21 protein-coding genes are annotated in these 24,256 nt (G+C 32.4%); 12 read left to right on the top strand and 9 right to left on the bottom strand.

The genetic code is table 11. The annotated features are described in order from the left end of the window. Window positions 1-30 precede the first annotated feature (30 nt). From B3M86_RS09820 to B3M86_RS09810, 3 genes are all read right to left on the bottom strand, one after another. Window positions 31-1,182: an arginase family protein gene (locus tag B3M86_RS09820; RefSeq protein ID WP_291047148.1), complete on the bottom strand. Its 1,152-nt coding sequence runs from the start codon at window positions 1,180-1,182 to the stop codon at window positions 31-33. 2 nt (window positions 1,183-1,184) lie between these two features. After that, window positions 1,185-3,719, bottom strand: coding sequence for a type I DNA topoisomerase (topA, locus tag B3M86_RS09815; protein WP_125349621.1), 2,535 nt, complete (start codon window positions 3,717-3,719; stop codon window positions 1,185-1,187). A gap of 85 nt (window positions 3,720-3,804) precedes the next feature. Beyond that, on the bottom strand, window positions 3,805-4,599 hold the full coding sequence (locus B3M86_RS09810) for a hypothetical protein (RefSeq protein WP_125349622.1): 795 nt from the start codon (window positions 4,597-4,599) through the stop codon (window positions 3,805-3,807). Between the two features lie 122 nt (window positions 4,600-4,721). Here B3M86_RS09810 and miaB point away from each other — a divergent pair, with 122 nt between their 5' ends. From miaB to groL, 9 genes are all read left to right on the top strand, one after another. Continuing rightward, window positions 4,722-6,167 carry a tRNA (N6-isopentenyl adenosine(37)-C2)-methylthiotransferase MiaB gene (gene miaB / locus B3M86_RS09805; RefSeq protein WP_291075839.1) on the top strand — a complete coding sequence of 482 codons (1,446 nt, stop codon included), beginning with the start codon at window positions 4,722-4,724 and terminating at the stop codon, window positions 6,165-6,167. 102 nt (window positions 6,168-6,269) lie between these two features. Further along, the gene (locus tag B3M86_RS09800; RefSeq protein WP_291075841.1) at window positions 6,270-7,541 is read left to right on the top strand and encodes a sigma-54 interaction domain-containing protein; all 1,272 of its coding nucleotides are present in this window, start codon (window positions 6,270-6,272) and stop codon (window positions 7,539-7,541) included. A 1-nt stretch (window position 7,542) separates the two neighbouring features. Continuing rightward, window positions 7,543-8,052 (top strand): LptE family protein, encoded by a 510-nt coding sequence (locus B3M86_RS09795; protein WP_125349625.1) that lies wholly within the window; start codon window positions 7,543-7,545, stop codon window positions 8,050-8,052. A gap of 23 nt (window positions 8,053-8,075) precedes the next feature. After that, window positions 8,076-9,287, top strand: a complete 1,212-nt coding sequence (locus B3M86_RS09790) for a tetratricopeptide repeat protein (RefSeq protein WP_219034382.1) — start codon at window positions 8,076-8,078, stop codon at window positions 9,285-9,287. 4 nt (window positions 9,288-9,291) lie between these two features. Then, on the top strand, window positions 9,292-9,642 hold the full coding sequence (gene secG / locus B3M86_RS09785; protein ID WP_038332909.1) for a preprotein translocase subunit SecG: 351 nt from the start codon (window positions 9,292-9,294) through the stop codon (window positions 9,640-9,642). A 91-nt stretch (window positions 9,643-9,733) separates the two neighbouring features. Next, window positions 9,734-10,159 (top strand): hypothetical protein, encoded by a 426-nt coding sequence (locus B3M86_RS09780; RefSeq protein WP_125349627.1) that lies wholly within the window; start codon window positions 9,734-9,736, stop codon window positions 10,157-10,159. Window positions 10,160-10,161: 2 nt separating this feature from the next. Continuing rightward, window positions 10,162-12,483: a zinc-dependent metalloprotease gene (locus B3M86_RS09775; protein ID WP_125349628.1), complete on the top strand. Its 2,322-nt coding sequence runs from the start codon at window positions 10,162-10,164 to the stop codon at window positions 12,481-12,483. Window positions 12,484-12,638: 155 nt separating this feature from the next. Then, window positions 12,639-12,917 carry a co-chaperone GroES gene (locus B3M86_RS09770; protein ID WP_125349629.1) on the top strand — a complete coding sequence of 93 codons (279 nt, stop codon included), beginning with the start codon at window positions 12,639-12,641 and terminating at the stop codon, window positions 12,915-12,917. 103 nt (window positions 12,918-13,020) lie between these two features. After that, complete coding sequence (gene groL / locus B3M86_RS09765) at window positions 13,021-14,646, top strand: chaperonin GroEL (protein WP_125349630.1); 1,626 nt, start codon at window positions 13,021-13,023, stop codon at window positions 14,644-14,646. Window positions 14,647-14,728: 82 nt separating this feature from the next. On the opposite strand, the gene leuB is transcribed toward groL, so the two are convergent. Genes leuB through B3M86_RS09745 form a run of 4 tightly spaced genes read right to left on the bottom strand, consistent with a single transcriptional unit; the run spans window position 14,729 to window position 19,012 of the window. Then, window positions 14,729-15,853: a 3-isopropylmalate dehydrogenase gene (gene leuB / locus B3M86_RS09760; RefSeq protein ID WP_286494786.1), complete on the bottom strand. Its 1,125-nt coding sequence runs from the start codon at window positions 15,851-15,853 to the stop codon at window positions 14,729-14,731. Further along, on the bottom strand, window positions 15,840-16,442 hold the full coding sequence (gene leuD / locus B3M86_RS09755; RefSeq protein ID WP_219034380.1) for a 3-isopropylmalate dehydratase small subunit: 603 nt from the start codon (window positions 16,440-16,442) through the stop codon (window positions 15,840-15,842). Before leuD ends, leuB begins: the two co-directional genes overlap by 14 nt. Window positions 16,443-16,454: 12 nt before the next feature. Continuing rightward, on the bottom strand, window positions 16,455-17,840 hold the full coding sequence (leuC, locus tag B3M86_RS09750; RefSeq protein ID WP_115001721.1) for a 3-isopropylmalate dehydratase large subunit: 1,386 nt from the start codon (window positions 17,838-17,840) through the stop codon (window positions 16,455-16,457). After that, window positions 17,837-19,012, bottom strand: a complete 1,176-nt coding sequence (locus B3M86_RS09745) for a 2-isopropylmalate synthase (RefSeq protein ID WP_115001722.1) — start codon at window positions 19,010-19,012, stop codon at window positions 17,837-17,839. The genes leuC and B3M86_RS09745 overlap by 4 nt, the downstream gene beginning before the upstream one ends. Window positions 19,013-19,160: 148 nt before the next feature. Here B3M86_RS09745 and B3M86_RS09740 point away from each other — a divergent pair, with 148 nt between their 5' ends. From B3M86_RS09740 to mqo, 3 genes are all read left to right on the top strand, one after another. Next, window positions 19,161-20,642 carry a hypothetical protein gene (locus B3M86_RS09740; RefSeq protein ID WP_115001724.1) on the top strand — a complete coding sequence of 494 codons (1,482 nt, stop codon included), beginning with the start codon at window positions 19,161-19,163 and terminating at the stop codon, window positions 20,640-20,642. A 60-nt stretch (window positions 20,643-20,702) separates the two neighbouring features. Further along, the gene (locus tag B3M86_RS09735; protein WP_291075844.1) at window positions 20,703-21,182 is read left to right on the top strand and encodes an RDD family protein; all 480 of its coding nucleotides are present in this window, start codon (window positions 20,703-20,705) and stop codon (window positions 21,180-21,182) included. Window positions 21,183-21,317: 135 nt separating this feature from the next. Beyond that, the gene (gene mqo / locus B3M86_RS09730) at window positions 21,318-22,793 is read left to right on the top strand and encodes a malate dehydrogenase (quinone) (RefSeq protein ID WP_125349636.1); all 1,476 of its coding nucleotides are present in this window, start codon (window positions 21,318-21,320) and stop codon (window positions 22,791-22,793) included. A gap of 128 nt (window positions 22,794-22,921) precedes the next feature. Here the strand turns inward: mqo and B3M86_RS09725 are convergent, their stop codons facing one another. Together B3M86_RS09725 and B3M86_RS09720 are read right to left on the bottom strand one after the other, a co-directional pair. Continuing rightward, the gene (locus B3M86_RS09725; protein WP_125349637.1) at window positions 22,922-23,452 is read right to left on the bottom strand and encodes a septal ring lytic transglycosylase RlpA family protein; all 531 of its coding nucleotides are present in this window, start codon (window positions 23,450-23,452) and stop codon (window positions 22,922-22,924) included. 323 nt (window positions 23,453-23,775) lie between these two features. Beyond that, complete coding sequence (locus B3M86_RS09720; protein WP_125349638.1) at window positions 23,776-24,228, bottom strand: GatB/YqeY domain-containing protein; 453 nt, start codon at window positions 24,226-24,228, stop codon at window positions 23,776-23,778. Window positions 24,229-24,256: the final 28 nt, after the last annotated feature.

The following is a 24,256-nucleotide window of genomic DNA, read 5'->3' as shown; positions in this document are numbered from 1 at the left end:
TAATTGATTTTTAAAATTGTTCTTTATTTTTTAATAAAATTTTTTGAAATATTTCCACCACCTATTCGGTATTTCTCCATTCAAGGCTTGCTCATAATCTTTTTCTGAACACGGAATAATTTCAAATTTTCGCTCTCCATCAACAGTGTTATCAACTTCTATCCACAATTGATTGGTTAATACATTTCGGTAAAAAATATAATTGTATCCTTCTGTAGGAACAAAAATTTTTTCAAAATATTGTGTATCGTCAAAACTTTTTATCTCTGGACGGTGATTTTTTCCATCAATAAAATACCAAATCATCTGCGAAATTAATAGATGATCTAATTTTTTATAATTCTCGATATAATCACAAACGTAAAGTGAAGTCAATTTATTGCTGAAACCTAAATATCTTGTTAACGCACAAATTTCTCGTGAAGTAAATCCATTTGGCGTCATATTTTTTGAAGAAGAGAAATCCGAACCTTGTAAACTCGATAAATTAAGCAAAGCCGCATTTGCATCTCTCGAATAAGGTTCTATTTCTTTTACATTTTCAGAAATCACACCCAAACGAACAGCATCAAAATTTAACTGATCTAACAAATCTAATTTTTCTTGAGCAACAAAATACGTTTGAAAACCGATATTCGTATAATCCAATAAATTGAAAGGCTCATTCGAAATAATTTTTGTTAAATAATTATTTTCTGTTGTTTGTGCTTCATCTTTTCCTAATCGTAATTTATGATCGATTGTTAAGTAATAAACTTTATCAACAATTTCGTCATAAGCACGATATTGTTGATAACCTAAACTTGGGTTTCCACCCAAAATAACAACAACATATCCATCACGAATTAATCCGTTGGTAACTTCTCTAAAAACTTTTTCGGTTTCGGCTTTATCATCATAATAAACAACATCGCCAAAATCGTACAAATCTATCGACCAATTTCCCATTTGCAATTCGTACAATTGTGTACGAACAAGGCTAAAATCTACATCTTCGATCAAATCTTTTTGTTTCGAACGAGATTCTGTCACACCAATAATCGCAATTTTATCGTTCGATTTTTCATCGCTTTCGATAACATCTTCGCGAAATTTTATAGCTTGTCCTAACGCAAAAGAATTACAAGATTTAGCAAAATCTTGTAATTCTTCAGAAACGGGTTTTAAAAAGTCGTTGTACATTATTACTTTTTAGTCGTTGTTTTTTTAGTTGTCGTTTTCTTCGCAGTTGTCTTTTTTGCAGGCGCTTTTTTAGTCACTGCTTTCTTTTTAGGTTTCGCAGCTTCTATTAATTTTTCAACCTCAGCCAAAGTCAACGCTTCTGGATTCGTCTCTTTCGATAACTCAACTTTTATTTTTCCTTGAATCAAATTATAACGTCCCCAACGCGCTTTCTCTAATCGAATTTCCTGTTCTGACCATTCGCGAACAACACGTTCAGATTCTTTACGTTTTTTATCTTCAATCAATTCGATAATATCAGCTTGAGATAAATGATCGAAATCGTATTTTTTCGGAACATTAATAAACCATTCATTCCATTTGATAAATGGTCCAAAACGTCCTTTTCCTTTTGTTACATCATACCCTTCGTATTGTGCAATCGGTGCATCAGCTTTTAATTTTTCTTCGATTAATTCTACTGCACGATCAAATGATAAATCCATTGGATCTTCCTCTTTCGGAATCGAAATATATTTATCATCAAATTTCACATAAGGTCCAAAACGTCCAATATTCACTTCTACTTCGTGCGCTTTATACTCACCTAAAGTTTTTGGTAATTCGAACAATTTCATTGCCTCTTCTAAGGTAATATTATGAATAGATTGATGTTTTTGAAGACTTGCAAAGCGAGGTTTTTCTTCATCTTCTGCTTCACCAATCTGAATCATTGGCCCAAAACGTCCAATACGTGCATGCACTTTTTTACCCGATACAGGATCAATTCCTAATTCGCGTTCTCCAGTTGCACGATCAGCATTTTCTTGAACATCTTCTACAACATGATGAAATTTCGTATAAAATTCATCAATCATTTTTGTCCAATTCAATTTACCTTCCGCAATATCATCAAAACTATTTTCGACACGCGCTGTAAAATCGTAATCCATCACATTCGTAAAATAATCAACCAAGAAATCATTTACCACAATTCCGATATCAGTTGGCATTAATTTGCGACGATCAGCTCCAAAAATTTCTTTTTGTTGAACTTTTTTGATTTGATTATCGATTAGCGTTAAGGTATTATATTTTCGTTCTTGACCATCCAATTCCCCAACTTCCACATAGCCTCTATTCTGGATTGTAGAAATCGTTGGCGCATAAGTTGATGGACGACCAATTCCTAATTCTTCTAATTTTTTTACCAAAGATGCTTCTGTATAACGAGCCGAAGGACGAGAAAAACGTTCAGTACCGTTTATTTCATCTGCTTTCAATTGCTCATTTACTTTTACACTTGGTAATAATACTTTATCATCATCAGCATCTTCGTCGTCAAACGATTCTTGATATACTTTTAAGAAACCATCAAACACAATTACTTCTCCTTTCGCTTGGAAAATAAAGTTGTTTTTGTTGTTATCAATATCAATAATAGTTCGTTCCAATTCTGCATTTGCCATTTGAGAAGCAACTGTACGTTTCCAAATTAATTCGTACAATTTTCGCATAGAATCGTCTGCATTTATTGAATGATTTTCGAAATGCGTTGGACGAATCGCTTCGTGCGCTTCTTGTGCAGATGAATTTTTGTTTTTATATTTTCTTATCTCAACATATTTGTTTCCGTAAGCAGATTCTATCTCAGCTTTTACTGCTGTTAATGCATCATCAGACAAATTCACACTATCTGTTCTCATATATGTGATATGTCCAGATTCGTATAATTGTTGTGCGACACGCATCGTTCTTGAAACTGAAAAACCTAATTTACGAGATGCTTCTTGTTGCAAAGTTGATGTTGTAAATGGTGCTGAAGGTGTACGCTTTGCTGGTTTCTTTTGTAAATCATTTACTTTAAAATCTGCTCCAACACATGTTTCTAAGAAATCTTCGGCTTCTTTTAACGTAGAAAATTCTTTTGTTAAAACTGCTTTTAATGTTCTTCCTTCATTCGTTTCGAAAATTGCAATGAATTTGTATGATGAAACTGGAACAAAATTTTGAATTTCTTTTTCACGTTCGACAATTAATCGAACAGAAACTGATTGAACACGTCCTGCAGATAAACCTGGTTTTATTTTTTTCCATAAAATTGGCGACATTTCGAAACCAACTAATCTGTCCAAAACACGACGAGCTTGTTGCGCATCAACCAAATTTTCGTCAATCTGACGTGGATTTTCTACCGCACGTTGAATTGCTTTTTTCGTAATTTCATTAAAAACAATACGCTTTGTATCCTTTTTTTCTAATCCAAGAACATGATACAAATGCCAAGAAATTGCTTCTCCTTCGCGGTCCTCATCGGATGCTAACCAAATTGTTTGGGCTTTCGAAGACAATTTTTTTAGTTTACTTACAACCTCCTTTTTATCAGGTGTTACTTCGTATATTGGCTTATAATGATTCTCGATTTCGATTCCCATTCCTTTCTTTGGTAAATCGACCACGTGACCAAAACTTGATTCCACGATAAAATCATCACCTAAAAAACCTTGAATGGTTTTAGCTTTTGCTGGGGACTCAACAATAACGAGATTTTTAGACATATTGTTTTCTTAAAAAATTTCTGCAAAATTAATAACAAAAAAATGAAGCAGCCAAAAATGATTTTCAACTGCTTCATAATTTTGTCTATTTCATGTAAGGATTATCCTTGTAAATATCTGTTCCTATTTGGTCTATTTCTGATTGTTCATTGTCTTCTGTTCCTATAACTGTTTCATATAAAACATATGTAGCAATATAAATTAGAGGCATTGCTACTAATAATCCAACTCCACAAGCAAGTACGCCTAAAATTGCAACTCCAAAACAAGCCAAACAAAAAACAAATGCTGATCCGAAGTTTTTAAATAAAATACTTACACTTGATTTTATAGCTTCCGTTGTAGTAAAACTTGTAAACAATACAAAAGGAATTGCTAGTATTGATGTAACATAGAAAATAAATCCAGGTACAATACATAATAAAATACCTATGAATCCTAAAAATTGAACAGCTAAATATGTTGTAAAAATCACACCAAATTTTCCATCTTTATAATGAACAAACAAATCTGAAAAATCAGGATTTTGATGTTTATTAAATTTTTTAGCCATTGTCAAAATACTTACTGTAATCGGTGCTAAAGCTGCTGCAACTACAATACTAACAATATTACTCACCCACGCTAAAGGAGATGATGCTTCTGCAAACACTTCATTTAAATCAGATGGATCATTAATAACCATAGTTGGTGCTGAAATGATTAATCCTAAGAAGAAATTAATCATGAAACTAATTGCGAATGTTATTACAATTGCAAGAATTGCATATAAAGCGATTCCTGAAAAAATTTCCCATGATTTTGAAAAAATATCGCCAACGTTTATATTTACTCCTCGTTGTTTAATTTCTTCTATTCTTTGTCTAATTCTATCATCCATAGTTTTATATTTTTTTAGATTTCCTCAAATCTACAAAATGTTAATAAAATGCAAAAGAAAATTTTACTGCCAATATGTCACATAGATTTATTATTTTTGCACGATAAAATATCCATTTTAGAATGCATACAGAAGAAAAACATATAGATGAAGCAAGACAAGGAGAGGCTTTGATGACTGCTCCTACTCGTAATGCAACAAAGAAATTATTCTTAGAAAGTTACGGATGTCAAATGAATTTCTCGGATAGTGAAATTGTTGCATCTATTCTAAATAACGAAGGTTATCAAACCACTCAAAAAGTTGACGAAGCAGATTTAATTCTTTTAAACACTTGTTCTATTCGTGAAAAAGCGGAACAAACAGTTCGTAAACGTTTAGGAACTTTAAACGCAATCAAAAAACAAAATCCAAGTCTTAAAATTGGTGTTTTGGGTTGTATGGCGGAACGTTTGAAACATAAATTTCTTGAAGAAGAACATTTAGTTGATATCGTTGTAGGTCCTGATGCTTACCGCGATTTACCAAACTTAATCAATGATGTTGAGGATGGTCGTGATGCGGTAAATGTACAATTATCAAAAGAAGAAACTTACGCAGAAATTTCTCCTGTTCGTTTAGGAGGAAATGGCGTTACAGCTTTCGTTACGATTACTCGTGGTTGTGATAACATGTGTACGTTCTGTGTTGTACCTTTTACACGTGGCCGTGAGCGTTCTCGTGATCCGCACTCAATTTTGAATGAGTGTAAAGAATTAGCAGAATCTGGTTATAAAGAAATTACACTTTTAGGTCAAAATGTCGATTCATATTTATGGTATGGAGGAGGACCAAAAAAGGATTTCAAAAATGCAACTGATATTCAGAAAGCAACTGCTGTAGATTTTGCGCAATTATTAGACATGGTTGCTACGCAGTTTCCTAATATTCGTTTACGTTTTTCAACTTCAAATCCACAAGATATGGAAGAAGGTGTATTGCAAATGATGGCGAAACACAAAAACATTTGTAAATACATTCACTTACCAGTTCAATCAGGTTCTACGAGTGTTTTAGAGCGTATGAATCGTCAACATACTCGTGAAGAATATTTCGAATTAATTGATAAAATTCGTCGTATCGTTCCAGATTGTGCTTTATCGCACGATATGATTGCAGGTTTTTGTGGAGAAACAGAAGAAGAACATCAAGATACATTATCGTTAATGGAATATGTAAAATATGATTTCGGTTATATGTTCGCTTATTCTGAGCGTCCTGGAACACCAGCGCACAAAAAAATGCCTGATGACGTTTTACCAGAAGATAAAAAACGTCGTTTACAAGAAATCATCGAAATGCAACAAAAACATTCTGCTGAGCGTATGAATAGTTATGTTGGAAAAACTCATGAAGTTTTGATTGAAGGTAACTCTAAACGTGACGAAAATTTCTGGTATGGGCGTAATACGCAAAATGCAGTTTTAGTTTTCCCTAAAGTGGAAGGAACTAAAGTTGGAGATTTTGTAAACGTAAAAGCAAATAGCTGTACAACGGCAACTTTGATTGGTGAAATGGTAGAAGGATAATTTATCCAATTTATCTTGCTGAACTTATTTCAGTATCATTTTTCAAATCAAAAAACTGATGAGATTGAAAATTTCAATTTCGAAAACCTAAAAAATTAAAAAATGGATTCTTTACAAACTATCAAACAACGTTTTGGAATCATTGGAAATAATGTAGCCTTGAATCGTGCTTTAGAAAAGGCGATTCAGGTTGCACCTACCGACATTTCTGTTCTTGTTATCGGAGAAAGTGGTGTTGGTAAAGAATTTATTCCGAAAATTATTCACAATCAATCAGCACGCAAACACAACAATTATATTGCGGTGAACTGTGGTGCGATTCCAGAAGGAACAATAGATTCTGAATTATTTGGACACGAAAAAGGCGCTTTTACAGGTGCTACACAAACACGTAAAGGTTATTTTGAAGTAGCGGATGGCGGAACAATTTTCTTAGATGAAGTTGGTGAATTACCTTTAGCAACACAAGTGCGTTTATTACGCATTTTGGAGTCGGGCGAATTTATGAAAGTTGGTTCTTCAGAACTTCAAAAAACAAATGTTCGTGTTGTTGCTGCAACGAATGTAAAATTATTAGAAGCTGTTGAAAAAGGTAAATTTCGTGAAGATTTATATTATCGATTAAATACAGTTCAAATTGATATTCCTGCTTTGCGCGAGCGTAAGGAAGATATTAATTTATTGTTCCGAAAATTTGCTTCAGATTTTGCAAATAAATACAGAATGCCGCATATTGAGCTTTCTCCAGAAGCCCAAAATTATATTGCGAATTATCCTTGGCCGGGAAATGTGCGTCAATTAAGAAATTTTGCTGAACAAGTTTCTGTTGTGGAAAAAGACCGTGTGATTTCGTTAGAAAAAATCATGGAATTATTACCCAATAATTCAACAATGTTGACGGTAACAAATAAATCGAAAGATGGAAGTTCTTCTGATTTTATGGAACGTGAATTATTGTTCAAAGTTTTATTGGACATGAAAAAAGATTTGAACGATTTACGTGCTTTAACATTAGATTTAATCAAACACAAAGATGTTGAAGATTTTAATGGCAATACACAAGAATTGATTCAGCGCGTTTATCAAGATCAAAACGAACCAGAAGAAGATTTTGTGCCAAGTCAATATAATTTGGTTCCAACGAAATCTGCTCCAATTACACCAAATTATCAACAATCGCAATACGATTATTCGAACGATGTATATGATGTAAGTCCAATCGAAGAACCAGAATCTCTTTCGTTGCAAGATAATGAAAAGGAAATGATAAAATTGGCGTTGGAAAAACACAAAGGAAAACGTAAAATGGCGGCTGACGAATTGGGAATTTCTGAGCGAACATTGTACCGAAAAATCAAACAATATCATTTGTAATATGAACAAAATAAAACTATTCGTCCTTAGTATTTTTGCTATTTTTAGTTTAACAGGATGTATAAAATATTCACTTTCGGGAGCAGCAATTCAACCAGATTGGAACACAATTTATGTGGCAACTTTTCCGAATTACGCACCTCAACAAAATCCTACTTTGAGTCAAGATTTAACGATTGCGATTCAAGATATTTTTAGAAGTAGAACGAAGTTAAAGTTAAATTCGAATGAAAATTCTGACTTAATTATCGAAGGTGAAATTACGGGATACGATGTTGTTCCAGAAGCAATTCAATCAAATGATATTGCGGCAAAAAACCGTTTGACGATTTATGTAAAAGTTCGATACATCAACAATAAAGACGAATCAAAAAGTTATGACAGAACATTTTCTGCTTTCCAATTATATGACGGAAATGCAATGTTAAGCGCTGTAGAATCGTCAATTGTTCCTTTAATTATTGATGATATTCGCGACCAAGTTTTTGCGTCTATTGCGATGGATTGGTAAAAAAATAACCTTATATTTGAGCAATGACCAGAATTGAATATTTAGTAGCACATCCGTACGAAGTTGAGAAATCGGACATTCCACTTCTTAAAAAAGAGGTAGAAAAATATCCGTATTTCTACACATTGCGCGCTTTATTACTTTATGGTTTAAAAAAGGAAAATCATCCTTCTTTTGAGGATTATTTGAACAAAACTTCAATTCACAGTAGCAATCGTGTCGATTTGTATCATTACATCAATTCAGAACCAATTCAAAAAGAAATTCAAACAAAAACTGAAACTATTTCTCCTGAAATGGAAGAAGAAATAATGGAAGAATTAGTTGAAAACGAAATTATTTCTGAACCAATTTTAGAAAATTCTACTTCTGAAATCATCGAAAACAATAACGAAACAGTTGAAGTTATTGATGAAATCATTGAAGAAAAAGAAGAAGAATTAAACCAAGAAATTGAAGTTGTTTCTGAAACTAATTCAGAAGAAATCAATGAAGATATTGTAGACGAAATGATCGAAAATGATACAGAAGAATCTGAATTGAGAACAGATCATGTTGTTGATATTATTTCGGATGAAGAATTGAACGAAGTTGCTGAAATCACGAATAAAGTTGTGGTAGAAAATAATTCGAAAGAAGAAAATTTAACTTCTGAGAATGATATCGAAAATGCTGTTCAACAAACTTCTGGAATTGAAATTATTGAATCTGAACCTCAGCAGGTAATTGAAACAATTGAAGATAATCAGGAAGAAGAAATTATAGAAGGATTGTCTGAAAATGCGGAGGTAATTGAAGAATCTGAACCTGAAACGATTGAAGAAAAAGTAGAAATCATTGAAAATAATTCGGATGATTCGACGTTCTCTTTTTCGGATTGGTTGAAGAAAGTTCCTTCTCAATCAAAAACTCAACAAGAGATTGAGGAAGAGCAAGAAATTGCAGAAAGAGAAATAAAATATAAGTTGATTGATGACTTTTTGGAAAAAAATCCGAAAATCGTTCCGATGAAAAAAACGGATATTACACCAGTTAACACACCATCAAATTTCGTTCAGAATACGGAAGAATATTCGGATTTGATGACCGAAACTTTGGCTCAAATTTATATTGAGCAAAAAAAATATGATAAGGCAATTAAAGCTTATAAGATATTAATTTTGAAATATCCAGAAAAAAATAGTTTATTTGCAAATCGAATTAAAGAAATTGAAAATTTAAAAAACTCTAAATAATAAAATGGGACTATTTCAGTTTTTCATGATTATTATCATGATTTTATGTGTATTATTAGTACTAATCGTATTATCTCAAAACCCTAAAGGAGGAGGATTATCTTCTACTTTCGGAGGTGGCGGAGGAAGCCAAATGTTTGGAGTTCAAAGAACGAATAAATTCTTAGACAACACAACTTGGGGATTATTTATCGCTGTAATCGTATTGATTATTGGAGCAAGTGCTTCGCATGAAAATCCAAATGCGATAAAACCAATTAAGCCAAATGTTACGGCACCAGCTAATAATTTACCAACGCAACCTGCTGCAAACGGAGCAAGTCAAAATCAATTACCAGCTCAACCAGCGAAGTAATTTTGATAAGAAAATATACAAGCCTCACAAATTGTGAGGCTTTTTTTGTTGATTGATTAATATTATCTTTAAATTTATCAAAACCTAAATTATGAAAACATTCGTTTCATTTATAACCATCTTACTTACTTTTATAAGCTGTGTTGGTCAAAAAGTATATCAGAAAATTCCAAAAGAAAATTATCAATTACTCACAACTTTTTCTGCGCAATATGAATTATCAGGAACACATTTCTTCAAAAATGAAACTGAATTAAACAACATGTATGCCACATTACCAAAAGATTACAATAAATCATTACCTCGTTTCGTTATTGATTATGAACAAAATCAAATAATTTTGATTCCTCAAAAACATATTAATTCATATAATATTGATTCTATTACTGGTAATGAAAAGATTTATAATTTACATTTAACACCTATAAAAGGAATTAATCAAACACAAGATTCTTCAAATTTATTGATGATGATTGTACCTAAATCTGTAGAGAAGATTTTAGTAAAAACTAAATAAAAATGGAAAAATATACATCTAAATATTTACTTATTTGTCTTGCATTTAGCACAAACTTATTTGCTCAACAAAACTTTTGGAAAACTACCAATGCGAAAGGAAATATTTCTAAAGAGCAATTAAATCCAAGAGCACATATACCAACTAAATCGGTTAAATTAGACTTAGCTTATGATAATTTGGTGAACTATTTAAACAATACGAATCAACAAAATTTTTTATTAAAATTTCCAACTGAGAACGGAAAGTTTAATACATATCGTATTGTAGAAACCTCAAATTTATCTCCTGAATTACAAACTAAATACCCAGATATAAAATCTTTTTCTGGATACAATACAAATGATTTGACAGAGAAAATCAATTTTAGTTTATCTCCTCAATTTGGTTTGTATGGTTTAGTTTCAAACGGCAATAAAACAGTGTTAATAGACGCTTACACCAAAAATAAAGCGTCATATATTGTGTATGATAAAAAAGATTTAGTTAATACAAATTCTTTCAAATGTGCTACAGAACCTTCTGAAAGTGCTCTTGGGATAGATAATTTGAATTTTGAAACTATTAAACAATCTTCTCGAACAGCAACTCAAAATGGAAGTTTAAGAAAATTTAGATTAGCCATTACAACAACGACTGAGTATTCAGATTTTGTAATCAAACAAGCTAATTTATCATCTGGTACAGAAGCTCAAAAGAAAGCGTCAATATTAGCTGCAGTCAATTTATCACTCACACGAATTAATGGCGTTTTAAAAAATGATGTTGGTGTTTTTTTAGAATTAATTCCAAATACTGATCAATTATTTTTTATTGATTCTGATTCTTTCCAAGACCCTAATATTAATTCTAATTCTGCAGCAAATTACAATCTTGAGGAAAATATTACTGTTACAAATAATGTTATTGGAGTTGCTAACTACGATATTGGTCATTTATTTTTTCAAGTGAATGATGATAATAATTCAAATGGATTAGCCAATACGCCAGCAGTTTGTAATGATAGAGCAAAAGCAGGAGGAGTGACTGGTACAATAGTTCCTATTGGGGATGCTTTTGATATTGATTATACTGCCCACGAAATTGGTCATCAATTAGGTGCCTACCATACACAAAACAACAATTGTAATCGTACACTTAACAGTTCTGTTGAACCTGGAAGTGGTTCTACAATTATGGCTTACACTGGTATCTGTTCACCAAACGTACAAAATCAAAGTGATGCATATTTCCATACAAAAAGTTTAGAAGAAATGGCAAAAGTGCTAAATTATGTGAATTGTGGACAATTCGTTACAACAACTAATGCTGCACCTATTATAGCTTCTAACTTGAAAACAAAATATAACATTCCAATTTCAACTGCATTTGCTTTAGAAACATTAGCCACTGACTCAAATAATGATCAATTAACATATTCTTGGGAGCAGATGAATCCTGAAGTTTCTGAAACTTCTATTAAATCACTTCCTCCTATTTCCTCTAATTCTCAAGGCCCAAATTTCAGATCATTCTCTCCACAAAAAGTTGGAATTCGCTATTTTCCTCGTTTAGAAAAAATTATTTCAAATGAATTAGTATTTCAAACAAATCTATATCTGTCAAACGTTTCAAATTACGATAAAAACAATTGGGAAGTCATTCCTTCAGTTCCTCGTACAATGAATTTCTCTGTAACAGTTCGTGACAATAATTCTGAAGTTGGATTAACCGCTCGACAAAATGTTCAGTTAAACTTTCTAAATTTTGGTCCATTCAAAGTGACTTCGCAATCAATTGCAGAAAATTGGAAACAAGATAACACTGCTACAATTACTTGGAATGTTGCAGGAACTGATGCAAACGGTATTGACACACAAAATGTAAAAATTTTATTATCGGTTGATGGAGGAAAAACATTTGATTATGTTTTAGCTGAATCAGTTCCGAACAACGGTTCTTATACATTCACAGTTCCTGCAGGATTAGGAATTACTAATAAAGCGAGAATTATGATTAAAGCTATTGATAACGTTTTCTTAGCTGTTAACTCTACTGATTTTTCTATAGAAAGTTCTTTAACTACAAATGATATAAAAGGAAAAGATTTAGGTACGATTTCTCCAAATCCTTCAAATGGAATAATCAATTTAGATTTTACAAACTCATTTACAACAGGTAAAATTACGGTGACAGATTTAGCAGGAAGAACAGTTTACTCAAACAAATTGAATTCTTCGAAATCTCAACAAGTTAATTTATCTAGTTTATCAAATGGTGTTTACATTGTTTCGATTGAAGCAGGTAACGAACAATTCACGAAAAAAGTGATTATCAAAAAATAATTATTCATAAAAATCACTTTAAATGCCAAGTTGTCATACAACTTGGCATTTTTGTTTTAAGGAGTGAAATTAACTTATCCATAATGGCAGAAATTGTGTGTTGGCACGTTTTTCGTTTATTTAAAACCATCAATTATTAAAATAAAAATACAAATATGTCACAATTAAACATTAAACCATTAGCAGATCGAGTGGTTATTGAGCCTGCTCCTGCAGAAACTAAAACAGCATCAGGAATTATTATCCCAGATTCAGCAAAAGAGAAACCTCAAGAAGGAATCGTTGTAGCAGTTGGTAATGGTAAAAAAGATGAACCAATAACTGTTGCAATTGGAGACAAAGTTCTTTACGGAAAATATTCAGGAACTGAATTAAAATTAGAAGGAAAGGACTATTTAATCATGCGTGAAGCTGATATTTTGGCAATCATCTAAATTTAGTTGTAATTAGTAAAATGTATTAAGTACAAAGTAACTTATTTTTTTATTTTTAATTATATTCGACTTAAGACTTAAGACAACAAAACTTATAAAAAAAATGGCAAAAGATATTAAATTCGACATTGAATCAAGAGACGCTTTAAAAAGAGGTGTTGATGCATTAGCAAATGCAGTTAAAGTAACATTAGGACCAAAAGGTCGTAACGTAGTTTTAGAAAAATCTTTCGGTGCTCCACATGTAACAAAAGACGGAGTTTCTGTAGCAAAAGAAATCGAATTGGAAGATCCAATCGAAAACTTAGGTGCTCAAATGGTAAAAGAAGTTGCTTCTAAAACAAACGACGTTGCAGGTGATGGTACTACAACTGCTACAGTTTTAGCTCAAGCTATCGTTCGCGAAGGTTTGAAAAACGTTGCTGCAGGTGCGAACCCAATGGACTTAAAACGTGGTATTGATAAAGCTGTTTCTGGAATCGTTGCTAACTTAAGAGAGCAATCTCAAGAAGTTGGTGATTCATCAGAAAAAATTAAACAAGTTGCTTCTATCTCTGCAAATAACGATGATACTATTGGATCATTAATCGCAGAAGCTTTTTCTAAAGTTGGAAAAGAAGGAGTAATTACTGTTGAAGAAGCAAAAGGAACAGAAACTTACGTTGACGTTGTAGAGGGAATGCAATTCGATCGTGGATATCAATCTCCTTACTTCGTTACAAACGCAGATAAAATGATTGCTGAATTAGAGAATCCTTACATCTTATTATGTGAGAAAAAAATCTCTAACTTACAAGAAATCTTACCTTTATTAGAACCAGTTGCTCAATCAGGACGTCCATTCTTAATTATTTCTGAAGAAGTTGAAGGTCAAGCTTTAGCTACTTTAGTAGTGAACCGTTTAAGAGGTTCTTTAAAAATTGCTGCTGTTAAAGCACCAGGATTTGGAGATCGTAGAAAAGCGATGTTACAAGATATAGCAATCTTAACAGGAGGTACAGTTATTTCTGAAGAGCAAGGAATTACGTTAGAAACTGCTACTTTAGAAATGTTAGGTACTGCTGAAAGAGTAGTTATCGACAAAGACAATACAACTATTGTTAATGGTGCTGGTGATGCAGAGCAAATCAAATCTCGTGTTAACCAAATTAAAGCACAAGTAGAAACAACTACTTCTGACTATGACCGCGAAAAATTACAAGAGCGTTTAGCTAAATTAGCTGGAGGTGTTGCTGTATTATACGTTGGTGCTGCTTCAGAGGTTGAAATGAAAGAAATTAAAGACCGTGTTGATGATGCTTTACACGCAACTCGTGCTGCTGTAGAAGAAGGTATCGTTGCTGGTGGTGGTGTTGCTTTTGTTAGAGCTTTATCTAACTTAACAATCGATACTACAAATGCTGACGAAGCTACAGGTGTTAAAATAGTAACGCGTGCAGTTGAAGAACCATTACGCCAAATCGTTCACAACGCTGGTGGTGAAGGTTCTGTAGTTGTTGCAAAAGTAAAAGAAGGAAATGGAGATTTCGGATACAATGCAAAAACTGACGAATATGTAAACATGATCGAGGCTGGAGTTATTGATCCAACTAAAGTCGCTCGTGTTGCATTAGAAAACGCTGCTTCTGTTGCAGGTATGTTAATTACTACTGAGGCGGTTGTTACAGAAATTAAAAAAGATGAGCCAGCTATGCCACCAATGGGAGGTGGAATGCCAGGAATGATGTAATCATCAACTCATAAAAATATACAATAGAAAAAGCCATTCAGAACTCTGAATGGCTTTTTCATTAAGTCATAAATAATAAAAACTATATAATCGTCGATTTCCCCATCAATACATTTTCAAAATTAAAATATGAATGATGATCATGATCGCTCAATAATATCTTCGCAATATAATTTGCTACAACAGACGTCGAATAATCGCTCGTTTCATCTAAATCTGAAGTTACAATCAAATTATTAATCGCATTTCCCACCGCATTTTCTATTGCTTTTGCTCCTTCTTCCAATCCCAAATAACGCAACATCATTGCGGCACTCAAAATAGAAGCCATCGGATTTGCAATTCCTTTTCCTTTTGCTTGTGGATACGAACCATGAATAGGCTCGAACAATGCATTTTCTGTACCAATAGAAGCCGAAGGCAACAAACCTATACTTCCTCCAATTACACTTCCTTCGTCCGAAATAATATCACCAAACATATTCTCTGTCAAAATCACATCAAATTGTTTTGGATTGATAATTAATTGCATCGCTGCGTTATCAACAAACAAGAAATCTAATTCAACTTCAGGATATTTTTGGCTAATATCCATCGCAACTTTTCGCCATAAACGAGAGGTATCCAACACATTTGCCTTGTCTACCAACGTTACTTTTTTGCGACGCTTCATTGCTTCCTGAAAAGCTAAATGTGTAATTTGCTCAATGTCTTTTCTGTTGTACGAACACGTATCATACGCATGAGAACCATCTTGTGCTGTAAATTTTTCTCCGAAATAAATTCCATTAATCAATTCACGAAAAATAACCATATCTGTTCCTTCGATGTGCGAACGTTTCAATGGACTTTTCCCCAACAAAGATTCGTAAGCCTTGATTGGACGGATATTTGCAAATAAACCAAGTTCCTTTCTTAGCTTTAACAAACCTTGTTCGGGACGAACTTTAGCGTTCGGATTATTGTCATATTTTGGATCACCAATAGAACCAAACAAAACCGCATCTGCATCTTTACATAATTGCAATGTCGCATCAGGCAAAGGATTTCCCGTTTCGTCAATCGCAATTGCACCAATCAAAGCTTCCTCAAATTCGAAATTATATTTAAAAATTTGTTCAACGACTTTCAGAACTTTTATTGTTTCAGAAACGACTTCTGGTCCTATTCCATCGCCAGAAAGTACTGCAATTTTATGCGTTTTCATGTTGTAAAGATTTATGGTTTTGTTCGTAAGTTTCTATTTTATCTTTTTGACTGATTAAAAAATCAATGTCATCATATCCATTTAATAAACAGATTTTTTTATAAGAATCAACATCAAAGTTGATGGTTTGATCTTGAATTTTTAAGGTTTGATTTTCTAAATTAACTTCAAATTCTGTTGAAGGATTTTGATCGATGATCTCAAAGATTTGATTTAAAATTTCATCTGAAACAACGATTGGTAAAATTCCGTTATTCAATGCATTTCCTTTGAAAATATCTGCAAAATAACTACTAATTACCACATCAAATCCGTAATCTTTGATTGCCCAAGCAGCGTGTTCTCGGCTACTTCCACAACCAAAATTTTTACCTGCAACTAATATTTTTCCAGCATATTTTGAATCATTCAGCGGGAAATTATCAATTGATTGATTATCTTGATTAAATCGCCAATCTCTGAATAAATTATCTCCAAAACCTTCTCTACTAATCGCTTTCAAAAAACGAGCTGGAATAATTTGATCGGTATCTATATTTTCTATTTTAATCGGAACAGCCGATGATTTTAATTGATTGATTGAATCCATTTTGAGTAAATTTTAATTGATATCAACAATTTTTCCGTGAATTGCAGCAGCAGCAGCAATCAAAGGACTTGCTAATAATGTACGAGAATTTGGACCTTGACGTCCTTCAAAATTTCTATTCGAAGTCGAAACACAATATTTTCCTTCTGGAACTTTATCGTCGTTCATCGCCAAACAAGCCGAACAACCTGGTTCGCGCAATCTGAATCCAGAGGCTTCAAAAATTTTGTCCAAACCTTCTTCTATCGCTTGCTTTTCTACTTGTTTCGATCCCGGAACAATCCACGCAGTTACATTTTCATTGCGCTGTTTTCCTTTCACATAATTTGCTACTTCACGCAAATCTTCGATTCTTGCATTTGTACAACTTCCGATAAACACATAATCAATTGGATGATTGATGATTGATTGATTATCTTGGAATCCCATATATTTCAACGCTTTTTCAAACGATTCTTTTTCATTATCGCTTAACGAATCTTTTGATGGAATGATATCTTTCACCGAAATTCCCATTCCCGGATTCGTACCAAACGTAATCATTGGATAAATATCCGCCGCATCAAATTCTATTTCTTCATCAAAAATCGCATCAGCATCACTTGGTAAAGTTTTCCAATACGCTACTTTTTGCTCCCACTCTTCTCCTTTCGGGGCAAATGGTTTATCTTTTAAATAAGCAAAAGTTGTTTCGTCTGGTGCAATCATTCCGCCACGAGCGCCCATTTCAATCGACATATTACAAACGGTCATTCGACCTTCCATCGACATATTCTCGAAAACATCTCCTGCATATTCACAGAAAAAACCTGTTCCTGCATTTGTTCCAACTTTAGAAATGATATACAAAATCACATCTTTTGGTTGAACATTTGGATTCAATTTTCCATTCACTTTGATTCGCATCGATTTTGGTTTATTCATCAACAAACATTGACTTGCAAAAACCTGCGCCACTTGGCTTGTTCCAATTCCGAAAGCAATTGCTCCAAAAGCACCATGCGTAGACGTGTGACTATCACCACAAACCATACTCATTCCCGGTTGTGTAACGCCCAATTCTGGCGCAATAATGTGAACAATTCCTTGATACGGATGACCTAAGCCATAAAATGTAATATTATTTTTTTCGCAATTAATTGCTAATTGTTCTAATTGTTGTTTTGATAATGGATCTCGAACTGGTTGATCTTGATTGATCGTTGGTACATTATGATCCGCAGTTGCAACAATTTGATCTGGACGAAAAATTGGAATATTTCTCGCTTCTAATTCTGCAAAAGCTTGTGGACTTGTTACTTCGTGAATCAAATGTTTATCAATGTAAACAACTTGGGGTCCATTTTCTACTTGGCTGACAACATGGGCATCCCACACTTTATCGAATAATGTTCTCATGCAAATTTTCTTTGTGTTGTTTGGTTAAACTGATGCATTAATACAAGTAAATCTTCGCGAACAACTTCTTTCTTCAAATCTGCGATTTCTAAAAATTGTTCATATAAAATATCTAATTCATTTTTAGATGTATTAAAACCAATATCTTTCAGACGATAAGCTAACGCCGAACGCCCGCTACGAGCTGTCAGAATAATAGAGGATTCATTGACACCAACATCTGCTGGATTGATAATTTCGTATGTTTCACGATTTTTAATCACACCATCTTGATGAATTCCAGAACTGTGAGCAAAAGCATTCGATCCTACAATTGCTTTGTTTGGTTGCACCATCATTCCCATTGTTTCAGAAGTTAATTGGCTTAATTCTGTTAACATTTGAGCATTGATATCTGTATAGAAATTCAATTCTTTGTGTTGTCTAAAAATCATCACAATTTCTTCTAAAGCTGTATTACCAGCGCGCTCTCCAATTCCGTTAATCGTACATTCTATTTGGCGTGCTCCATTTATTGCTCCTGCAACTGCATTCGCTGTCGCTAAACCTAAATCATTATGATTGTGACAAGAAATAATCACATTATCAATCCCTTGAACATGATCTTTCAAATATTTAATTTTATTTCCGTACTCAAAAGGTAAACAATAACCCGTTGTATCTGGAATATTAAGAACCGTCGCACCAGCTTTGATCACCTCTTCACAAACTTGAGCAAGAAAAGCATTATCCGTTCTTCCTGCATCTTCAGCATAAAACTCAACATCATCTACAAATGTTTTTGCATAAGCAACCGCTTCAACTGCACGTTCGATAATCGCTTCACGATTCGAATTAAATTTGTGAATAATATGAGAATCCGAAGTTCCAATTCCAGTATGAATCCTTGGTTTTACCGCATATTGCAAAGCTTTGGCAGCAGATTCTATATCTTTTTTGTTTGCGCGAGTTAAACCACAAACTGTGGCATTTTTCACTAATTTTGAAATTGCATTTACGGCTTCGAAATCTCCAGGACTTGAAATTGGAAAACCAGCCTCGATTATATCAACGCCTAATTCGTCCAATCGAGCCGCAATTTCTAACTTCTGTTTTTTGTTTAACTTACACCCCGGCACTTGCTCTCCATCTCTCAGTGTCGTATCAAAAATTTGAATCTTCTCAGCACTCATTGCAATTAGTTTTGTTTGTTATTGTGATGTAAAATTAAAATTGTACTAACTTTAAATTTTCAAATTGAAATAGGTTTTACAATTCTTAAAGCCGAAATATTTTATTCAATTATTTCATTTTCAATCTATTATATATAATTTAATTACAATGTCAAATCATAACAAAGACGCACTATTTAGTTTAATAAAGTCGCTTAATCGTTCCGAAAAACGTCAATTCAAGCTTTATGTAAATCGTTTGCAAATTAATGCAGATGCAAAATTTTTGTTATTATTTGAAGCGTTGGATAAGTTGGAAGAATATGATGAAACGTCAATTTTGAAGAAAAAAATTACCACAAAACAACAATTATCAAATCTAAAAGCGCATTTATACAAGCAAATTTTGTTTAGCTTGAGAATGAATCCTTCGCAACAGAATTCGCGTATGCAAATACGTGAACAATTTGATTTTGCTACAATTTTATACCAAAAAGGCTTGCACAAGCAAAGTCTAAAAATGTTGGACAAAGCCAAAACTCAAGCCTTAGATTTTGACGAAAAAGCTATTGCTTATGATATTTTAGAGCTCGAAAAAATTATCGAATCGCAATTTATTACACGAAGTATTTCTGGTCGTGCAGATCAATTGATTGAACAATCGGAAGAGTTAAGTTTACAGAATTTACAAGCGAGTAAATTATCTAATTTATCGCTGAAATTATATAGCATTTTGCTTGAAAATGGATATGCAAAAGATGAAGAAGAAATTAAGAAAATTCAGAATTTCTTTGATTCGGAAACAAAAAATATCGATTTCAAGAAATTAAAATTCAAAGAGAAATTGTGGTTTTATAAAGCAAATGTTTGGTTGTCGATGTTAACGCAAAACCTACATTCTGCCTATGAATTTTCTAAAAAATGGGTTGAGTTATTTTACGAGAAAAAAGAGCGAATTCTTAGTCACCCTGTTTGGTTTATCAAAGGAAATTCATATTTATTGAAAATTTTATATCTGAAAAAAAATTCGGAAGAATTCAAATTTTGGTTTGATAAATTGGAATCTGTTTACGAGATTTTGCCTCAAAATGATAATGTGGAAGCGCTTTGGTTTATCAATAAATTTAATAGTAAACTGAATTATTTTTTCATTAATCCAAAAGAAAATATTAGCCCTTTTTTAATTAAAGATATTTTGCGCGAAATAAAATTGCATCAACATAAAATCGATAACCACCATATTTTAGTGCTTTATCTAAAAATAGCTGCGTATTATTTTCTGAATAAAGATTGGGATAATTCCTTTGATTATTGTCAAAAAATTATCAATAGTGAATCTACAATTCAAGAAGATTTACATTTTTACACCTTGGTTTTGATTATGATGAATTTATATGATTCTGGCAACGATCAAGAATTGGATATGTATTCGTACAAAACGCATCAATTCTGTAAAAAGATGAAAAATAGTAACATTATTACACGAAAAATTAGTTTATTTTTTATTGAATTAAATGATTTGTATCCTCATGAAAAAGTTAAAGCTTTCAGAGAATTAGATGATTTCTTGAAAGATTCGGACAATGAAAATTTGTTGCGTAGAAATACCAATTATATCAACCTTAGACGTTGGATGGAAGATAAAATTTAATAATAATTCCACTAAAATTATCATTTATCATATATTTACAACTAATTAACACTAAACATTATGTATCAAGATTACAAAGTTGGCGAACACAAAACCAATCAAGGTTTGAGATTAGCAAATTATTTAATAGATGGCATAGTATACTTGATATGTACATTTATTATTGGATTGATATTAGGTGTAGTAGCAGTAATGATGAATTTCCAATTACCTGAAAGCAATTTGATTTATAATATTATAGCAGCAATTGTTTTAGTTTTTTATTACTTTCTGATAGAATCTATCACAAAAGGACGTTCATTAGGTAAATTTATTACAGGAACAAAAGTTGTGATGATTGACGGTTCTACACCTACAACGAAAGATTATTTTACAAGAAGTATTTGTAGAATAATTCCATTTGATGTTCTTACTTTTTTAGGAGAAAATGGTTGGCACGATAAAATTTCAAAAACAACAGTTGTGAACAAAAAAGCTTTTGAAGCAGATTTATCACAAGCAGACAACATCGAAAGTATTGGAAAAACTGAGTTTGAATAATTTTCTATAAAATAAAATCTATTCAAATTATCTCAAAACAATAATTTATGTAAAAAATCATTGTTTTTTCTGCGTATTATTTCGCAAAAAAGGCTATTTATTAATACCTTTGCAACGTAAATATATTTTTGAGAAATGGAAAAACAACCTCAAGAGGTAGTGTTAGTTGGTGCTGGTATCATGAGTGCTACTTTAAGCATACTTCTTAAAAAAATAAATCCGGCTATTAAGATTTCTGTTTTCGAAAAATTAGATAAGATTGGATTTGAAAGCTCTGATGCTTTCAATAATGCAGGTACTGGTCACTCTGCTTTTTGTGAATTGAATTATACACCAATGGACAAAAATGGAGTGGTTAATATTGATAAAGCAATTAATATTGCAAAACAATTTGAAACTTCGAAAGAGTTTTGGTCTTACTTAGTCGAAAATAATTACGTTTCTTCTCCAGAAAAATTCTTACGTCCTACTCCACATATGTCTTTTGTTTGGGGCGATGACGATGTAAATTTCTTGAAAAAACGTTACGAAAAATTATCTCAGCATCCTTTATTTAAGGATATGGAATATTCGGATGATGTTTCTAAAATCAGAGAATGGGCTCCATTAATTGTTGACGGTAGAAAAGGTAATGAAAAAGTTGCGGCAACGCATATGAACTTGGGAACTGATGTGAATTTTGGTGAATTAACGCGTCAAATTTTCAAAGGTTTACAAGACAAAAAAGAAATCACGTTAGAAACTGAACACGAAGTAAAAGACTTAACTCGTCTTAGCAACGGAAAATGGGCAGTTAAAGTAAAAGATTTAAAATCTGGAAATAACAAAGCACTTAATGCTGATTTCGTATTTATTGGTGCAGGTGGAGGAGCAATTTTATTGTTACAAAAATCTGGAATTCCAGAATCGAAAAAATTTGGTGGCTTCCCAGTTGGTGGACAATGGTTAATTTGTCAAAACGAAGAAGTAATCAAAAAACATCATGCAAAAGTATATGGAAAAGCAAAAATTGGTGCACCACCAATGTCTGTTCCTCACTTAGATACACGTGTTATTGATGGAAAACAATCTCTATTATTTGGTCCATTTGCAACATTCTCAACAAAATTCTTAAAATACGGATCTAATTGCGATTTATTCAAATCTGTAAACTTAGGAAACGTAGGATTTTTGATGAATTGTGGATTAAACAATATCGATTTAACAAAATACCTGGTAGAACAAGTGATGTTATCTAAAGCGAAAAAAGTAGAAGAATTACAAGAATATTTTCCTGAAGCTAAACTAGAAGATTGGTTCGAACAAACTGCAGGACAACGTGTTCAAGTAATCGAAAAACAAGATGGAAAAGGAGTTTTAAAATTTGGTACAGAAATCGTAACATCTCAAGATGGAACAATGTCTGCCTTATTAGGAGCTTCTCCAGGAGCATCTACATCTGTTAGTGCAATGTTGAACTTAATGAAACAATGTTTCCCAGACTTGATGAAAAACAACTGGAACGAAGCAATCAAAGAAATGATCCCTTCTTACGGTGAAGATTTAGCACAAGCTGAATTAGTTGAAGCATCAAGAGCCCGTACAACTAAAGTGCTTAAAATTTTAGATTAAGATTTTCTTACATCATATAATTATAAATCCTGATATTCATTTGTCAGGATTTTTTTTGCACGAAACTTAAGAGCATAAAAAAAGGTTTGAGAATAAATTCTCAAACCTTTTAATTTTTTCTGAACATCTTAGTCTTTCTTGTCTTCGCTTTTGATAATTTCGTATTCAACTTGCATCACTCCTGTATTGGTGTGACCAATTTCGCTGAATGCAGCTTGACTTAAGTCTAAAACTCTAGATTTAGCGTATGGACCTCTGTCGTTGATTTCTACAACTACAGATTTACCATTTCTGATATTCGTAACTTTTACTTTCGTACCAAATGGTAAAGACTTATGGGCAGCTGTTAGTTCGTGTTTGTCATACGTTTCACCACTAGCTGTCTTGCGTCCGTGGAATTTGTCTCCATACCAAGAAACAACTCCTGTCGAGATTTTTCGAGCACTATTCTCGATAAGTTCTCCAACCAACTTTTCATCTTCAACTGATAATGTATCTTTTTTGATGGTATCATTATCAATATCGTTACTAAATCTTTTCTCAGAAGCTGGCATAATAATTGTGTCATTATTACCAGAATCCTTAAAAATTTTACCATCAGCATTTGCTATTGGAAAAATCATTAACATTGCTATAAACGCTGTAATGCTTTTCGTCATCCTTTAGATTTTTCTGATTTACTTTGCAAATTTAAGGGTATAAACAGCTTCTTATTTAGAATTATTCTAATCAATTGATTTTTAATTCTAAAATCTCTTGTGCTTTGCGAATTTAGATGCTTACAGCGATTTGTTAATTTAATGTTAAAATAAAACTATAATCCTAATTTTTTTGGGAATTATTTATTTAAATCGGATATACTATTGATTATCAATAAATAATAATTTTATATAATTTGAAGAAATTTATCTAATAAAGAAATAAAAAAGGTAAAGTGTTATAAACTTTACCTTTTCTTAATTTTTAAAGATTTAAAAATCAATTATAAACTAGCTAAAATATCTTTTACTTTAGCTGAAATTAATTTTCCTTCCGCTTTACCAGCTAATTTAGATGAAGCAGCTCCCATTACTTTTCCCATATCTTTTGGAGAAGTAGCGCCAACCTCTGCAACAATTTCTGTAATTGCAGCTGTTAATTCTTCGTCTGATAATTGAGCAGGTAAAAATTGTTGAATAACTTCTGCTTGTGCCAATTCTTTTTCAGCTAATTCAGCACGTCCATTTGCTTCGAATTGTTCAGCAGCTTCTTTACGTTGTTTTACTAATTTTTGTAATAAAGCAATTTCTTGATCTTCTGATAATTCTCCGTTAGCACCTGATGTTTTTGCTAATAATAATTCAGATTTTACAGCTCTTAAAGCTTCTAAAGCAACAGTATTTTTAGCTTTCATCGCTTCTTTTAACTGTGCCATTATTTGAGTTTCTAAATTCATTTGTTTTGCTTTTAGACTACAAATTTAA

The organism is Empedobacter sp. UBA6305, assembly GCF_002440405.1.
Taxonomy (GTDB): domain Bacteria; phylum Bacteroidota; class Bacteroidia; order Flavobacteriales; family Weeksellaceae; genus Empedobacter; species Empedobacter falsenii_B.
This window is presented reverse-complemented; position numbering and strand designations above follow the sequence as displayed.

Excerpts from the sequence above, each read along its gene's own strand:
- B3M86_RS09820 (WP_291047148.1), bottom strand. The coding sequence starts at position 1,182 with ATGTACAACGACTTTTTAAAACCCGTTTCTGAAGAATTACAAGATTTT.
- topA (WP_125349621.1), bottom strand. The coding sequence starts at position 3,719 with ATGTCTAAAAATCTCGTTATTGTTGAGTCCCCAGCAAAAGCTAAAACC.
- B3M86_RS09810 (WP_125349622.1), bottom strand. The coding sequence starts at position 4,599 with ATGGATGATAGAATTAGACAAAGAATAGAAGAAATTAAACAACGAGGA.
- miaB (WP_291075839.1), top strand. The coding sequence starts at position 4,722 with ATGCATACAGAAGAAAAACATATAGATGAAGCAAGACAAGGAGAGGCT.
- B3M86_RS09800 (WP_291075841.1), top strand. The coding sequence starts at position 6,270 with ATGGATTCTTTACAAACTATCAAACAACGTTTTGGAATCATTGGAAAT.
- B3M86_RS09795 (WP_125349625.1), top strand. The coding sequence starts at position 7,543 with ATGAACAAAATAAAACTATTCGTCCTTAGTATTTTTGCTATTTTTAGT.
- B3M86_RS09790 (WP_219034382.1), top strand. The coding sequence starts at position 8,076 with ATGACCAGAATTGAATATTTAGTAGCACATCCGTACGAAGTTGAGAAA.
- secG (WP_038332909.1), top strand. The coding sequence starts at position 9,292 with ATGGGACTATTTCAGTTTTTCATGATTATTATCATGATTTTATGTGTA.
- B3M86_RS09780 (WP_125349627.1), top strand. The coding sequence starts at position 9,734 with ATGAAAACATTCGTTTCATTTATAACCATCTTACTTACTTTTATAAGC.
- B3M86_RS09775 (WP_125349628.1), top strand. The coding sequence starts at position 10,162 with ATGGAAAAATATACATCTAAATATTTACTTATTTGTCTTGCATTTAGC.
- B3M86_RS09770 (WP_125349629.1), top strand. The coding sequence starts at position 12,639 with ATGTCACAATTAAACATTAAACCATTAGCAGATCGAGTGGTTATTGAG.
- groL (WP_125349630.1), top strand. The coding sequence starts at position 13,021 with ATGGCAAAAGATATTAAATTCGACATTGAATCAAGAGACGCTTTAAAA.
- leuB (WP_286494786.1), bottom strand. The coding sequence starts at position 15,853 with ATGAAAACGCATAAAATTGCAGTACTTTCTGGCGATGGAATAGGACCA.
- leuD (WP_219034380.1), bottom strand. The coding sequence starts at position 16,442 with ATGGATTCAATCAATCAATTAAAATCATCGGCTGTTCCGATTAAAATA.
- leuC (WP_115001721.1), bottom strand. The coding sequence starts at position 17,840 with ATGAGAACATTATTCGATAAAGTGTGGGATGCCCATGTTGTCAGCCAA.
- B3M86_RS09745 (WP_115001722.1), bottom strand. The coding sequence starts at position 19,012 with ATGAGTGCTGAGAAGATTCAAATTTTTGATACGACACTGAGAGATGGA.
- B3M86_RS09740 (WP_115001724.1), top strand. The coding sequence starts at position 19,161 with ATGTCAAATCATAACAAAGACGCACTATTTAGTTTAATAAAGTCGCTT.
- B3M86_RS09735 (WP_291075844.1), top strand. The coding sequence starts at position 20,703 with ATGTATCAAGATTACAAAGTTGGCGAACACAAAACCAATCAAGGTTTG.
- mqo (WP_125349636.1), top strand. The coding sequence starts at position 21,318 with ATGGAAAAACAACCTCAAGAGGTAGTGTTAGTTGGTGCTGGTATCATG.
- B3M86_RS09725 (WP_125349637.1), bottom strand. The coding sequence starts at position 23,452 with ATGACGAAAAGCATTACAGCGTTTATAGCAATGTTAATGATTTTTCCA.
- B3M86_RS09720 (WP_125349638.1), bottom strand. The coding sequence starts at position 24,228 with ATGAATTTAGAAACTCAAATAATGGCACAGTTAAAAGAAGCGATGAAA.